10 protein-coding genes are annotated in these 14,680 nt (G+C 55.3%); 3 read left to right on the top strand and 7 right to left on the bottom strand.

Going from position 1 to position 14,680, the window contains the following annotated elements:
* Nucleotides 1–47: 47 nt before the first annotated feature.
* On the top strand, nucleotides 48–377 hold the full coding sequence (locus NTH01S_RS11580) for a hypothetical protein (protein WP_174523607.1): 330 nt from the start codon (nucleotides 48–50) through the stop codon (nucleotides 375–377).
* Complete coding sequence (locus NTH01S_RS06210) at nucleotides 374–1,081, top strand: SIMPL domain-containing protein (RefSeq protein ID WP_068171107.1); 708 nt, start codon at nucleotides 374–376, stop codon at nucleotides 1,079–1,081. The genes NTH01S_RS11580 and NTH01S_RS06210 overlap by 4 nt, the downstream gene beginning before the upstream one ends.
* Before the next feature lie 323 nt (nucleotides 1,082–1,404).
* On the opposite strand, the gene NTH01S_RS06205 is transcribed toward NTH01S_RS06210, so the two are convergent.
* Together NTH01S_RS06205 and NTH01S_RS06200 are read right to left on the bottom strand one after the other, a co-directional pair.
* On the bottom strand, nucleotides 1,405–2,763 hold the full coding sequence (locus NTH01S_RS06205) for an L-serine ammonia-lyase (protein ID WP_068171104.1): 1,359 nt from the start codon (nucleotides 2,761–2,763) through the stop codon (nucleotides 1,405–1,407).
* Between the two features lie 49 nt (nucleotides 2,764–2,812).
* Nucleotides 2,813–6,505, bottom strand: a complete 3,693-nt coding sequence (locus tag NTH01S_RS06200; RefSeq protein ID WP_068171152.1) for a proline dehydrogenase family protein — start codon at nucleotides 6,503–6,505, stop codon at nucleotides 2,813–2,815.
* A gap of 281 nt (nucleotides 6,506–6,786) precedes the next feature.
* Between NTH01S_RS06200 and NTH01S_RS06195 the strand changes: the two genes are divergently transcribed.
* Complete coding sequence (locus NTH01S_RS06195) at nucleotides 6,787–8,916, top strand: prolyl oligopeptidase family serine peptidase (RefSeq protein WP_245642225.1); 2,130 nt, start codon at nucleotides 6,787–6,789, stop codon at nucleotides 8,914–8,916.
* Nucleotides 8,917–9,239: 323 nt separating this feature from the next.
* Here NTH01S_RS06195 and NTH01S_RS11865 read toward each other — a convergent pair whose 3' ends face one another.
* The 5 genes from NTH01S_RS11865 to NTH01S_RS06170 all read right to left on the bottom strand — a co-directional run bounded on the left by NTH01S_RS11865 (nucleotide 9,240) and on the right by NTH01S_RS06170 (nucleotide 14,609).
* Entirely contained in the window at nucleotides 9,240–9,437 is a 198-nt protein-coding gene (locus NTH01S_RS11865) for a hypothetical protein (protein ID WP_169802048.1), read from the bottom strand.
* A 19-nt stretch (nucleotides 9,438–9,456) separates the two neighbouring features.
* Nucleotides 9,457–11,292 carry a ferrous iron transporter B gene (gene feoB / locus NTH01S_RS06185; protein ID WP_068171097.1) on the bottom strand — a complete coding sequence of 612 codons (1,836 nt, stop codon included), beginning with the start codon at nucleotides 11,290–11,292 and terminating at the stop codon, nucleotides 9,457–9,459.
* Nucleotides 11,293–11,298: 6 nt separating this feature from the next.
* A complete protein-coding gene (locus NTH01S_RS06180; protein WP_068171094.1) occupies nucleotides 11,299–11,541 on the bottom strand; it encodes a FeoA family protein in 243 nt (80 codons plus the stop codon).
* Nucleotides 11,542–11,715: 174 nt separating this feature from the next.
* Complete coding sequence (locus NTH01S_RS06175; RefSeq protein WP_084367063.1) at nucleotides 11,716–12,504, bottom strand: copper resistance protein B; 789 nt, start codon at nucleotides 12,502–12,504, stop codon at nucleotides 11,716–11,718.
* 2 nt (nucleotides 12,505–12,506) lie between these two features.
* Nucleotides 12,507–14,609: a copper resistance system multicopper oxidase gene (locus tag NTH01S_RS06170; RefSeq protein ID WP_068171091.1), complete on the bottom strand. Its 2,103-nt coding sequence runs from the start codon at nucleotides 14,607–14,609 to the stop codon at nucleotides 12,507–12,509.
* Between the last annotated feature and the right edge of the window lie 71 nt (nucleotides 14,610–14,680).

The following is a 14,680-nucleotide window of genomic DNA, read 5'->3' as shown; positions in this document are numbered from 1 at the left end:
TTTTTCTCTGTTTGTGTAGCCTCGGTGTGGCGGGGAGTCCTAAGATCATGTCACAGGAGGTACGTTCTGTGCAGGTTGATACACTCTCTCGGAATGATGATGGGCGTGTGATGGGTCGGTTTATGCAGGCTAATCCGCATCATGGTGATGGTGTGATTTCCGTTACTACGGATAGTCCAGAATATTGTGAACAACTGGTCTCAAATGTGGATGCGATTATCGCGGAGCCTCATGGCGTTTTGGTTGGGGCGATGGAAGATGCGCGGCGTTTGCGGGCTCATGGCGTAAAATTGTGCCAAAATGGCCATCTTCGTGCCGGAATTGAGCGGTTACGTCGTGCTTTGGTGCTGTTGGAACATAGTCAGGGACACTCATGACATATTCACGTTTCACTTTTGGTGCTCTTTGTGCTGCTGGCCTATTGTGTGGGCTGTTGGGGCGTGCTGAGGCTGCTGTGCAGGATCATGATATGACGACGTTGAATTTTTCTATTACGAATGAGGTGAGGGCTCCCGCAACGCGGCTAACGGCGCATTTATATGCGCGGTCTGAAAACGCATCTCCAATGGGGGCGCAGAAAGCACTGAATGTGTCGATTGCGGCAGCAATGAAAGCAGTTTCGGGACAGGCAGGTGTGGATGCCAAGGCGGGAAGTTACACCATTGATGATGAGACGCCGGAACATGGTCATACGCGCTGGATTGCGCGTCAGGATGTTACGCTGAGCGGTGAAGATGCGGGGCGTATTCTAGAGTTGGCGGGCATATTGCAGGCGCAGGGCTTGATGCTTGATGGGACAGATTGGTCATTGGATCAGGCTTCACGGGATGCCTTATTGAAGAAGGCGCGTTTGGAGGCGCTGGAGAAGGTTCGTCCGCAGGCGGAAGAGAATGCGAAGGCGCTGGGCTTGAAGCTTATTCGGCTCCATGATGTGCGGATTAATGCGGGTTATGAGGGAGCGCCGCGCCCTATGATGGCGGCGTTAAGTTTGCGTAGTGCGCCTATGGCCCCGCCGCAGGCGAGCCGTGAAGAGCAGGTTGTGTCTGCGACGGTAGAGATACAGGCGGAGCTGGGCGAGTAAGGGTAAACAGGCTTTTGGGGGTAACGGGCACTGTATGGGGGCCCGTTACTTTGCGTGTAGGATGACGTGTTCTCTCTGGGGCACGAATACGGTGCCAGAAAAACAGGCCATAATCCTGTCGGCCATTGGTTGGAGTGGTTTATGTCCCACTCCGTGAAAGTGGTTTGGGTTAAGACTTTTCCGAATGATGTGGGGTCATGCAGGTGCATTGGCGTGTTGTGACGGCTTGAGGTAGACGCCACCCCTATTGGGTCGTTTGAACGGGTAAAAGATCTTAGCGGCCATTGATGAAATGAGGACTAGCCCGGAACACCCTCTAAAAATCAACATTCAGGGACGTTGACCGCAAGGCCGCCGAGAGAGGTTTCTTTGTAGCGGTGGTTCATGTCTCGGCCGGTTTCCGCCATGGTGCGAATGACGTGATCAAGGGATACGTGGTGTGCGCCGTCCCCATGCATGGCGAGTGATGCCGCATTAATGGCTTTTATGGCGCCGAAAGCATTGCGTTCAATGCATGGGATTTGCACTAAGCCTGCGATGGGGTCACAGGTCATGCCGAGGTGATGCTCCATACCGATTTCGGCAGCATTTTCGACTTGTTGTGGGTTTGCGCCTAGTGCGGCGGCGAGGCCTGCTGCGGCCATAGAGGAGGCAACGCCAACTTCACCTTGGCAGCCAACTTCTGCACCAGAGATGGAGGCATTGAGTTTGAAAAGGCCGCCAATGGCCGCAGCGGTGAGGAGAAATTTTCGCAGGCCGTCTTGTGATGCTTGGGGGCAATGGTCTCGGTAATAACGTAAAACAGCTGGAATAACGCCTGCAGCACCATTTGTCGGTGCGGTTACGACGCGGCTGCCTGCGGCATTTTCCTCATTCACAGCAATGGCGTAGAGGCTTACCCAATCCATGATTTCATGGGCTGGCTTTTGGTTTTGGAACGTGGTTGCTTGCAGCCGCTCATGTAGTGCGGCGGCGCGGCGTTTGACTTTGAGGCGGCCGGGTAGGGTGCCGTTTTGGGTCAGGCCGCGATTGATGCAGGCCATCATGACGTCAATGATGCGGTCAAGGTAAGCTGTAATTTCGGCCTTAGGGCGCAGCACTTCTTCATTGGTCATGACGACGTCTGCGATGGAGAGATTGCTCTCTTGTGTGCGGTTGAGGAGTTCGACGCCGCTGGTAAAGTCGAGCGGCATGTCCGGTAAGGTATATGTTGCGCCTTCAGTATGGTCTTCCGGCACAATAAAGCCACCACCGACGGAGCAGAAGCGGGCTTTTAGGAGCGTCTCTCCCGTGATGGAGAGGGCGCTAAATTGTAGGGTATTGGGGTGAACAGGGGGCGTGGTGGCGGTATCAAGGATGATATCGTGTTCGGGGTCAAAGGCGATGTGTTGCGCGTTAACGGTGAGGTATTTCTGATCGTGCAGGGTGTTGAGGATTGCTGGGGCATCATCAGGATTGATGGTTTCAGGGCTTTCTCCCCAGAGGCCGAGCATAATGGCGGTATCTGTTGCGTGGCCTTTAGCGGTCCATGCGAGTGAACCGTAGAGGATGACTTGAATACGGTGGATGGGTTGTTCGGTGGGGAGATGCGCGATGAAACGCCGTGCCGCACGCATCGGGCCGACGGTGTGAGATGATGACGGGCCAATCCCGATTTTAAAAAGGTCGAACAGGCTGATCATGGTGTTTTGCGCAGGCTCCGGTGGTGGGGCTTAGGGAGAGAGATCGACTTTACATTAAGGCCATAACGGTGGGTGCACCGGACAGGGCCTCTTCATTAACGCAGGTGACGCGTTCTTGCAGTAGCCATTCTGGGCGGACGCTGTCGAGCGGATAAAGCGGTACGATCCGCCCTTCACGTGCGGTCAATGTTGCAGCCGCATCTTGTGCGGTTGTGCTGCCGCGCTCGAAGATCATGGCGTCACATTCGGGGAGTGCGCCGGGATCTACACGCTGGATCTGGTCTGCAAGGCTTTGGGGCAGGCGTTGCATCCATTCAAGTGCTGTTTTGGGGGCGAGGACGAGGGCTGTATTGCCGGTGCCGAGTGCCATGCCAACGGCACGCAAGAGGGCGGGCCAGCTTTCCCCCGCGCAAAGGACTGTACCACATGGGATAAGGGTGAGGGTGCGGGTTTCACCAATGGCAGCGGGTAGGGTGAGTGAACTGCCGAGGAGGTTATGAGCAATGTCTTGGCGGATTGTCCGGGCAGAAACGGCATCTCGGCTCTCTAGGAAGGCAACGAGATTAGCGGCAATCCGCGAGATATGGCCGGGGTTCATATCTGTAGGGCTAAAATGTGGGAAGTGAAGGGCGGGAATGTTAGCTTGCAGTTGGCGTAGGGCTAATGGGCCGCCCAGCTTGGCACCACAGCCGGATAGGCCGTACCCGCCGAAGGGCGGTGCGTGGACGCTTGTGCTGGAGGTGAGTGTGTTCACGCTCAGATTACCAGCTTGTGCCCGGGTGAGGACGCGATGGATGGTATTGGGGATGCGCGAATGGACGCCGAAGCTCAATCCATAGCCGGTGGCATTGACGGCATCAATGACGCCTTCCAGTTCATTGCGGTGGAAGCGGCGGATATGCAGGACAGGGCCGAAGACCTCTCTGGGGATATCAGCCACGCGGCCAATGTCGATCAAAGTTGGGGCGAGGTAGCTGCCGGGGTGGTGTCCTGCATTGCGGTCAGGTTCTTTGAGAGGGGCCGTCCAGACTTTACGGCCGGCACGCCGCATTTGATCAATATGCGCGAGGGTTTCGGTACGGGCTTCAGCACTGATCATGGGGCCAATATCGGTGTCAATGCGGCAGGGATCTCCAAGGTTTAGGGTGCTGAGTGCGCCGCGTAATAAGGTGAGGACGTTCTCTGCATTGTCATCTTGCAGCAGGAGGATGCGGACAGCGCCGCAATTTTGGCCGCTATCGGTAAAGGCAAGACGGATGACGTCATGGACTATTTGGCCGGGTTGGGCGGAGCTATCAGCTAGAAGAGCGTTTTGGCCGCTGCTGCGGGCAATGAGAGAGACAGGGTCACCGGTGCGGCCGGTACGCTGTGCAATGAGGCGTGAGAGGGCTTTACTCGCGGCGGTTGAGCCCGTGAATAAAACGCCATCAATGCGGTGGTCACTTACGAGTTCTTCGCCCACCTGTTCATTGCCAGGCAGGAAGAGCAAGGTTGTTTGAGGGATGCCTGCGCGGTGGAGGTGTTGGATGGCAGCTTCGGCGGTAAAGGGGGTGGCTGCGGCGGGTTTGGCCAAGACGCTATTTCCTGCGGCGAGGGCAAACGCAATCTGGCGCATGAAGGCTGCAAAAGGGCTGCTCCATGGGCTGATGCAGGCGATTAACCCGAGGGGCGTGGCGGTGAGGCTGCTGTTTTCAGCATCTTGTGCGGCTTGGTAGAGGGCCGTGACCCCGTCACGTAACTCACTGAGTGCTGAGGGGAAGGTCTTACCGGTTTCACGGATAATCAAGCCGAGTAGGGGGACGTAATCGGCTTCAATGGCGGCGGCTGCGTTGCGTAATAAGGTGGCGCGATGGGCGGCGGGGTATTGGCGCCAGTCTGACAAATGCGCGTCTGCCGTGGAGAGTGCTTTGAGGAGTGTTTCACCATCTGTGTCGAGTACATCGCCAATGGCGTCTTGGCGGGCGGCGGGGTTGCAGATACGGCGCCCGAAATGGGGCGGGGTGCGCTCCGTGGGGGGCTCCGCGATGAGGGGATGAATGAAGGGGAGTGTGTCTGGTGTTGTGGTGGTGAGTGCGTGATGGAGGGTGACTTGGTCTGTGGCGTCAGAGAGGTCAAGTTCAAAAAGTAAGGGAAGACTGTTAGGGTCTGTGCTCTCATCAGGGGAGGGCTCTGCATAGGGGTGTTGTGCGCGGAGCGTTTGTGCCGCCGTAACAGGATTTGCCGTTAAAGCTTCGATGACGTCGTCTGTAGTGTGGGTTTTGCTGGAGAGCAGGGGGCTTGGTCCGTCACTTTCGCGGAGTTGTTTGACGAGGGCAGGGAGTACAGTGCTTGCTGGGCCTATGGGGGCATGAAGGCGGCAGGGTGGTGCGTTTTTGTCTTTGGCAGAGATGAGTGTTTCCGCCAGTGGTTGAGCGAGGCCGTGGAGACACTCGAACTCAAAATCACCGCGTTTGGCATTGGGGGCTAGGGTTTGGATATGGGCGACGAGGCGGGGGTTATGTGTAGCGAAGTGCGGATAGGTGCAATTGAGGTTTTTGAGCAGGGCTTGGGTACACGCGAGGTAACTTAGATTGGTGTGGCAGCTTCGGGAGAAGAGTGGTGTGGGCGCGAGTGTGTCTTCTCGGTTATGTTCGGCACGCCAAGCGGCGCCGCGTGTTAGGCGGATGATAAGGCGGCGGCCTGTAGAGCGCCCGAGGGCGATGAGATGTTGGGTTATGGCGAGGGCACGGCGGTCATGTGCCTGAACGGTCATGCCCAAGCCGTCCCAGCCTTCAAGCTCGCGCTGAGTGCAAAGTGCGGTGATGAGGTCTAAGCATAGGTCAATTTCACGGCTGTGTTCTACGGTTAAGATGAGCGCGAGATCAAGCTGCCGTGTCCGCTCGGCCAAGCGTGAGAGGATTGGCAAAAACGCCGTCATGACGTGTTCATGGCGCATGCTGGAGAAGTGAGGGCAGAGTAGCGCAGGGCGTAGGGTGAGGCTGGGCCGTTCAGAGCGGCCGCCTGTCATGCCCGCATGGCGGCTACAGGCTTCTAATAAAGCTTCAAAGTGATGCTGCGCTTTATGGGCTTGGGCCATGTCGAGGGCTGCGGGAGCGCAGAGGTCAAATGTATGGTTGAAACCACGTTTGCGGGTGGATTGAGCATTGCGGAGGGCTTCGCTCGGTGTGGTGCCAAGGGTGACTTCTTCTGCGGCGGCCCGGAGTGTTTTTTCCAGGCCATGACGAATCAGGGGAGCTGACGTTTGCAGGGTTAAGCGGCGCAAGCTGAGAGCGCCGCCTTTGCGCAGTAGACTGGCGAGTGAGAGGCCGCGTGTTAGCATGGAGACTAACGTAGGCGCGCTGGTTTTGGCGGTGGGGGTTATCCATTCTAAGTGGCGTACTTGGGCATCAATGAGAGCTTCACGCGTGGCGTGATCGGGGATACGTAAAAAGGCTTCGGCGAGGGCGAGCAAAGCGCGGCCATGCGCACTGGTAGGGGGAAAGGCCTCTAGAAGGGTGCCTATGGCGCTGCGTGAGGCTGTGCGTAAGATGGATGCGAGGTGTTCGGCCTGTGTATTGATAGCAGAATCTTGTTCGGCCGAGGTGATCACTAAGGAGAGCAGTTCCGTAATGCAGGCAAATTCGCTGGTATGGCGCATGGCATCGACCGTTATGCGGGACGGCATGGCGGGCATACGACCTGTTTGGGGCAGCATGTCTAAGAAGGGGGATGCAAGGGCCGGGACCGTCAGGGGAGAGGTCATGGTGCGATCCAATTTCGGCATGCTGGGCAATATATAGCCCATCAGGTGAATGACAATGTGTGATGTCACGCTCTAGCGCAGGAAGGCGGTGAATTCATCCCCCTGAATGAGATGTTTTTGATGATATGGGCATTATGGGCCAAGAAGGAAGTCTTCTGTGGTAACAGAAGACTATTTCGCCCCAGAGCATTTCAGTTTAGCATCGGAAAATATTGTTTTCCTTTTGTGGGCTGTTCGAGCGGAAGCGTAGAGAGCAGGTGCTGCATGAGTAGGGTGTATATATGTCTTTGATATCATTTCGGCGGTTGGGTATTCTTTTGGCAGGGGCTTCTATGCTCCATACGGGGGTGGGGTACGCCCAGACAGCGCCATCTCAAGCGGCGTCCGATACGGAACAAAAATCGCCACCGGCATGGTTGGACCAAATTGATGGTCAACAGGCGATGGATTGGGTACGTACCCAAAATCAAAAAACGCTCAATACGCTGGGACAAAATCCATTATTTAAGCCTTTTTACGATGCATCTTTGAAGTTGCTTCAGACGCATGACCGTTTGGCTATGCCTGAACAAATTGACGGTATGATTTATAATTTCTGGCGGGATGCTACGCATCAGCGTGGTATTTTGCGCCGCACAACGGTTGCCGATTATGCGTCAGCATCTCCGAATTGGGTGACGGTTCTAGATCTTGATGCCTTGGCGACGGCAGAGCAGAAAAACTGGGTGTATCATGGCCTGTCATGCTTGGACCTGCACCAAAATCGTTGCTTGCTTGCACTGTCTGATGGTGGTGAAGACGCTGAGACGTTGAGAGAGTTTGATCTTTCAACAGGCCAGTTCGTACCGAATGGCTTTACGTTACCGCATGCGAAGCTGGTTGCGGATTGGCTGGACCGTGATACGCTTTTGGTGAGCTATCCATGGACGGAGAAAGACGTTACGAAGTCGTCTTATCCTTATATCGTCAAAGCCCTTAAGCGTGGGAAAAAGCTCTCATCTGCCGTTACGGTGTTTTCGGGTAAGCCATCGGATGTGTCTGTAGACCCAGTCGTGTTGCATGATGGGAAGGGTCATCAGGTTGCTTTAATCCGTGAAGGGATTGATGCATTTTCGGCACGTTTTTACCATTATGTGAATGGCCGTACGGTTGCTTTGGATCTGCCGGAGCGCGCAGAAGTGACTGGTCTTTTGGGGCATAAATTAGTTGTCCGTCTGGATCAGGATTGGGACACGCACGGACCTAACTTTATTGCTGGTTCCGTGATTTTGGTGGATTTGGATCGCCATGTCGTGCCGCAATTACTGATTCAGCCAGAAGCGAAGCAAGTGATTGAAAATGCTGTGGTAAGCCACGGTCATATTTTGGTTTCTTTGTATGATAATGTGCGTGGACAGCTTTTGGTCTTTACGCCGTCTGGCGATACATTCACCCGGACACAACTGCCCTTGCCAAAAAACATGTCCGTGAATTTGGTGAGTGCAGATCATGCAAGCGCGTTGGCTTATGCGCAGTCAGAAGGGTTTTTAACGCCGCCGACGATTTGGTCGATTAATACAGATACAGCAACCGTGAATGCTGTGCATACTCTGCCAGCTCAGTTTGATGCGTCCTCTATGGAGGTAGATCAGTATCAAGCGCGCTCGACAGATGGAACGGATGTTCCTTATTTCGTCGTTCATGCGAAAGACATGCCGCATAATGATGCCAACCCGACATTGCTTTATGCCTATGGTGGTTTTGAAGTGCCGCTCTTCCCGTCTTATTCCGCAGGGTTGGGTGTGAATCTGTTAAGCCATGGTGGCGTTTACGTTTTGGCGAATATCCGTGGTGGCGGTGAGTTCGGCCCGGCTTGGCATGAGGCGGGTTTAAAGACGCGTCGTCAGCATATTTATGATGATTTTGCGGCTGTGGCGCGTGACCTTGCCACGCGGCACATTACCTCTCCGCAGCATTTGGCTATTCGTGGTGGTTCGAATGGTGGGTTGTTGATGGGGGTTGAGTTCACGCAACATCCGGATTTCTGGAAAGCAGTTGATATTGAAGTGCCGTTGTTGGACATGGTGAATTATGAACACATGTCTGCCGGGGCATCATGGGTGGGGGAATACGGCACGGTGTCTATTCCTGAACAGCGTGACTTTTTGCGTAAAATCTCACCATTGCAAAACCTAAAAGCGGGCACGCACTATCCGGTGCCGTTTATTGAAACGACGACGAAAGATGACCGTGTTGGGCCTGTGCATGCGCGGCGTTTTGCGTGGCGTATGAGCGAATTGAACCTGCCTTATTATTACTGGGAGCAAGTAGCGGGTGGCCATGGTTTTGGTGCGAGCCAGCCAGAAATTGCTCAGACACAAGCGCTGAGTTGGACGTATTTGTGGTCCAGCCTTGGTGGTATGGCGCACTAATATATAAGTTTGATTATACCTTAAGGTATGTGGCCTGTAATCTTCGGATTACGGGCCTTTTTTGTGCTCTTTGTTGAGTGGCTCTCAGCACTATGTTGTGTGCTAGGCGGTGGCGTTTCCATAGTTGATTTGCATGATGGCTGTGCCTGTATGGAACAGGCATGATGTTATCATTAGACAGCGTGTTGAGTGTTTATAAAATACGGTTTTTTATTTTGATGGCCGGTGAGGGCTGGGGGTGTCGGCTGATGGAGTTATGTGTGTGGGGGGAGTGTATGGATGCTGAATACGGCTTGGTGGAGAACAAAACCGAGGAGCTTCTTTTAGTGGCATCCCCCTTTTTGTCCAGTGCATCCAGTGCATCCACCGCATGAGCCCGGTCGTGTGGTTGCTGTGCTGTGTGGGGTTGTGCGTCCCAATGCGGCGTAAACGGGTTTACGGATGCTTGGGAAGAGCCGTATGACCCAGTAAAGGGCTGCGGCGAGTACGAGCAGGGTAGCGATGAGGGTTTCAATCATCATGCAATGTCCTTGTGCTGCATTAGAGCATCTTAAGAGTTATATAATGTGTGAGGAACGCGCCCAAATAGGCGAGGCCGAATAAATATGCGGCGGCACCGAGAACGATTTTAAGTGAGCGTGTCTCACGCCGCATGACGGCTAGTGTAGAGATGCATTGTGGTGCGTAAACATACCATGCCAAGAGCGCAAAAGCGGTGGCCATGGACCATTGGCTCGAGAGGATGGGGAGGAGTTTGTCCCCTGCATCATCACCTGTGGCCCCGATAGCGTACACGGTGGCAAGCGAACTGATGGCGACTTCTCGTGCGGCAAGGCCGGGAATGAGGGCGACGCAAATTTGCCAGTTAAAGCCCAATGGGGCGAAAACAGGCTGCATAAGGTGCCCGATCCGTCCTGCGATGCTGTAATCAATGGCAGCGCCCATTGCGTGTGCGGGTGGGGCGGGGAAGCTGGAGAGGCCCCAAAGCAGGACATTGAGTGAGACAATGATTGTGCCGACGCGGGAGAGGAACATCACGGCGCGCTGCCAGAGACCGAGTGCCACGCTGCGTAAGAGGGGGCGGCGATAGGGCGGCAACTCAAGGAGGAGGGGGTGTTCTTGGGATGCGACACCGCGTGTCATGATGCGTGCGGCGATAATGCCACTGATGATGGCGGCGGCATAAAGACCAAAGAGGACAAGACCTTGTAGGTTGATGATGCCCCAAACGCTGCGGTGAGGAACAAAAGCGCCGATGAGCAAGGTATAGACGGGCAGGCGGGCTGAGCAGGTCATGAGGGGTGCGATGAGGATCGTCACCAAGCGGTCCCGTGGGTTTTGGATGGTGCGTGCGGCCATGATACCGGGGATGGCGCAGGCAAAGCTGGAGAGAAGCGGGATGAAAGAGCGTCCGCTTAGGCCTGCCATGGCCATGATCCGGTCAAGTAAGAAGGCGGCTCGCGGGAGATAACCGGATTCTTCGAGGGTAATGATCCATAAAAAGAGGATCAGAATTTGTGGAAGGAAAACGACGACGGTACCCGCCCCAGCGATGACGCCGTCTGCCAAAAGGCTGTGCAGCATACCATCGGGCAAGGGGGTGAGGAGCCATGCACCAAGATCGTTCAAGCCACTTCCGAGAGCGTCCATGATGGGTTGTGCCCATGCGAAGACGGTTTGGAACATAATGAATAGAATGATGAGCAGAATCAGTGGGCCGAGGACGGGGTGTAGTGTCCATCGGTCTAGTCGGTCAGTGAAGCGTTCATGAGGAGTGGCAGGTTGCTGCACATAGTGAGAGAGGAGGCGTCGGACTTCGGTGTGGAGGTCTGTGTCTTCTGGTAGTGGTGTTGGGGTTTGGACGGGCTGGTCCAGCACGGTGAGGAGTTGGCTGACGCCTTGTTTGTGCAGGCTGACGACGGGAATAACGGGCATGTCCAGAGCGGCGGAAAGACCATTGATATCAATGGTGAGGCCCATTTTTTCCGCTTCGTCCATCATATTAAGGGCGACGATGACGGGCACGCCGATTTGTTTGAGTTCTAGAAGAAAACGCAGGTGCAACCGCAGGTTGGAGGCGGAAACAACGCCGATGAGGATTTCAGGCTGAGCTTCGGCGGGATGGTGGCCGAGGCAGATATCGCGGGTGATATCTTCATCAGGGCTGGTGGAGGAGAGGCTGTAGGCACCGGGGAGGTCGAGTACCCGGATGGTGGTATTTTGTGGAGTGGTGAAAAATCCGACCTTCCGTTCGACCGTAACACCAGCATAGTTGCCGACTTTTTGGCGGCTCCCTGTGAGCTGATTAAACAGGGATGTTTTGCCGCAATTCGGGTTTCCGGCAAGGGCGATGTGACGGGGCGTGGAGGTGGACATAAGACGTTACTTGGTGTCCTGCAAGTGAATGCGGGCAGCTTCGCTGCGGCGGAGAGCAAAGCGTGATGTGCCAAGGCGTACGGCAATAGGATCATGGCCGAAAGGCCCTGTGGCGATGACATGCACCAGCTCGCCCGTGACGAAGCCGAGCTCCCCCAAGCGCAGGGCGATGGCGTCATTACCTGTTAGGTGAGAGACACGGTTGATGATGGCTTCATGGCCTTTGGGCAGTGTGGCGAGCGTATACACGGGATGTTCCGGCCTCTTTGCGTGTTGGCGCTGTCATTGGTCTCTCTAGATAGGGTGCTCATAGGGGATCGAAAAGAAAAAAATGCGACTAAATTGCATTTACAGCGATGACGTGAGGAGAGTTGATAGAACATATCAGTGCCAGAAGGTGCTTCTGGCACTGATGGCGGAATCTTAAAACCAGTTCCGCAGACCGAATGTGAAACGCAAGGCAGAGCGTATGTCATTACGGTTATTGGGGAAATGCCGTGCTTGGCCGAGGGGGGTATTATACGTCATGGCGAGGTAAGGAGCGAATTTTCGCCAATGTTCATAGCGTAGGCGGAGGCCGGTATCGATGTCCGATAACCCGGAACCAGCACCGCGCGAGGGGTCCGGTCGTGTGTAGGTATTTAGCTCTACCTGAGGCTGAAGGATCAAGCGGTTGGTCAGCAAAATGTCATATGATCCTTCAATGCGTGCTGCTGCGCCGCCATTGCCGCCGACATACCCCATAGCACCGAGTTCAAACTGATAAAGTGCGAGTCCTTCGACGCCGAAGGCAGCCCATGCACGGGTCGGGCCGCTATCAAGGTCAATGCGTGTGCCGCCTTGGAGGTTCCAATAAGTTGAAATGGAGCGGCTATAGAGAATTTCGTGCTGGCCATCAGAGAATTGCCCCTTGGATAGGGTGCCTTCGGAGCGTAGCCAGAGGCGGTTATAATCGGTGCCGAACCACATTTCACCGTCCCAATGAAAATCTGTTCCTTGGGGGGAGTAGCGCCCTTCGAGTTGGTTAAAGATACCGTGGAACCATGTACTTTGGTCCATCATGACGGGACTCATACCGGGTAGAGAGGTGGGGGCGTTATCCGTAGGGGCATCTGCCGCGTGGTGAATGGTGATGATTTGAGCATGGGCGGACCAAGGGAGGGCGAGCATGCTCAGTACTCCGAGGGTCAATGTGGGGATGATGTGTTTCATGCTCATGCGACGCTCACTGTGCGGAACATGCCGAGATCCATGTGGTAGAGCAGGTGGCAGTGGAAAGCCCACATGCCGGGTTCATCTGCGGTCATGAGGAAGCTCATTGTGCTGCCGGGCTGTGAGATGATCGTGTGTTTACGGGGGTTGTACGCGCCATGGCCGTTTTCGAGTTCGCTCCAGAAGCCATGGAGGTGGATGGGGTGTTCCATCATGGTGTCATTGATGAGGGTAAAGCGCACGCGCTCATTCAGGCGCAGGCGAATGGGGCCGGATTCCGAGAATTTTCGTCCGTTAAAGCCCCAGATATAGCGTTCCATATTTCCGGTGAGGTGGAGAATAATTTCCCGTGAGGGTGGGCGCGGGTCAGGGGATGGTGTGAGGGCGCGGAGGTTGGTGTAGGTTAATACCCGCCTGTTGGTGTTGGACAGGCCATCTCCGGGGTCCCCTAACCGGTCAATGGGATGTGTGGCAACGTTTTGATTTTCGACATTGAGGGGCGGTGGACCGGGATCATCAACTTCTAATGCCGAGGGAGGAGGGGATGTCTTCGGCATCGCCGTGCCGGGCATATCGGCCATCGACATGTGGCTCATATCCATGGCTTGCATGTTCATTCCGCCCATCATGTGATGGGCGTGAGGCATGGTCATACCCGGCATTATGTGATGTTGGGGTGAGGTTTTGTGTATGTCTCCCATCGGCTCCCCCATGGACATACCGGGTTGCATACCGGGCATTGAGGACATGCCATGTTGTGTCATACCCGGCATATTGGCCATGTTCATTGAGTGCTCCATCGCCATGCCGGGCATCGCCATGTGGGGCATTGTCATGCTGTGCATGGTGTGATGGGTCGAATCCGGTTGGGGCATGCCTGCCATGGAAGGCATGGTGGCCATCTTGTCGCTGGTCATCTTATCGTCGGGCATTGCCATGCCGGGCATGTTTTTCATGTCCATGTCACGCATATCCATGCCCATATCGACCATGGTGCGAACGGGGCGTGGGTCCATAGGGGGGATGGGGGCGCGTAGCCCTGTTTGAGGGGTGAGAGTGCCGAGGGCGTATCCGGTACGGTCTTCGCTTTGGGCAAAGAGCGTATAAGCATGGTTTTCGTGGGGTTGGACGATGACGTCGTAGGTTTCCGCGACGCCGATACGGAATTCATCAATTGGTACGGGTTCGACCGGGTTTCCGTCGGCAGCGATCACGGTCATCTCAAGGCCGGGGATGCGGACGTCAAACAGGGTCATTGTTGCGCTGTTGATAAAGCGCAAGCGGATACGCTCCCCCGCACGGAATAGCCCTTCCCAGCCGGTATCGGGTGCGATGGCGTTCATGGTGTATGTATAAATAACGCCGGAGACGTCTGAGATATCGGTGGCGGACATGTTCATTCCGGACCACATCAAGCGGCTTTTTAAGGCAGGGATGACACCGCCATCATGCTGGGATTGCGCGGGTAAGGAGGCGGTGCTGCGCTGCCGGAAATTGTAATAATCATCTTGCATTTTCATATTGCTGACGATTTCGGCCGGGGAGACATCGGTCCATTCGCCAAGCATGATGACGTAATCTCGGTCGCACGGATTGGGTTCTGGGGTGGCAGGGTCAATGATGATGGGGCCGATCAGGCCCTGGGCTTCCTGCATGTTGGAATGGCTATGGTACCAATAGGTTCCATTTTGTTTGATGGGAAAGCGGTATGTGAAGGATTCACCGGGGGCGATGCCGTGGAAGCTCAGTCCGGGGACGCCATCCATACAGGCAGGCACCCGAAGCCCATGCCAATGAATGGAGGTTTCTTCACTCAGGGTGTTGCTGACGGTGATGGAAATTGTTTCGCCTTCTTTGAAGCGAAGCATGGGGCCGGGAACGGTGTGATTGACCGTTGGGGCGTTGAGCGTTTTGCCGTCAATGGTCACGGTTGTGCGGCCGACGGTGAGGTGCCAGTCTGTTTGGGTTGAGGGAGGGATGAGCCCTATCGGGGGTTTGGCTGTTGCGCGGAGTTGCGTTGGCGCGAGGGCCATAAGCCCACTGGCCGCGCTGAGAGACGCGAGAAAACCACGCCGTGTTGGCGGGGTGGTGACACAATTGGTCATGGTACAGAACCGTAAGAAAGGGGTGGGGTTAGCCTCGTTTCTGCACGTGGCGAGGCCATGGTGCAGAGGCT

It is taken from the genome of Neokomagataea thailandica NBRC 106555 (assembly GCF_001598495.1).
In the GTDB taxonomy this organism is placed as follows: Bacteria; Pseudomonadota; Alphaproteobacteria; order Acetobacterales; family Acetobacteraceae; genus Gluconobacter; species Gluconobacter thailandicus_A.
Note: the sequence above shows the minus strand (reverse complement) of the source record. Positions and strands in the feature narration are given on the sequence as shown.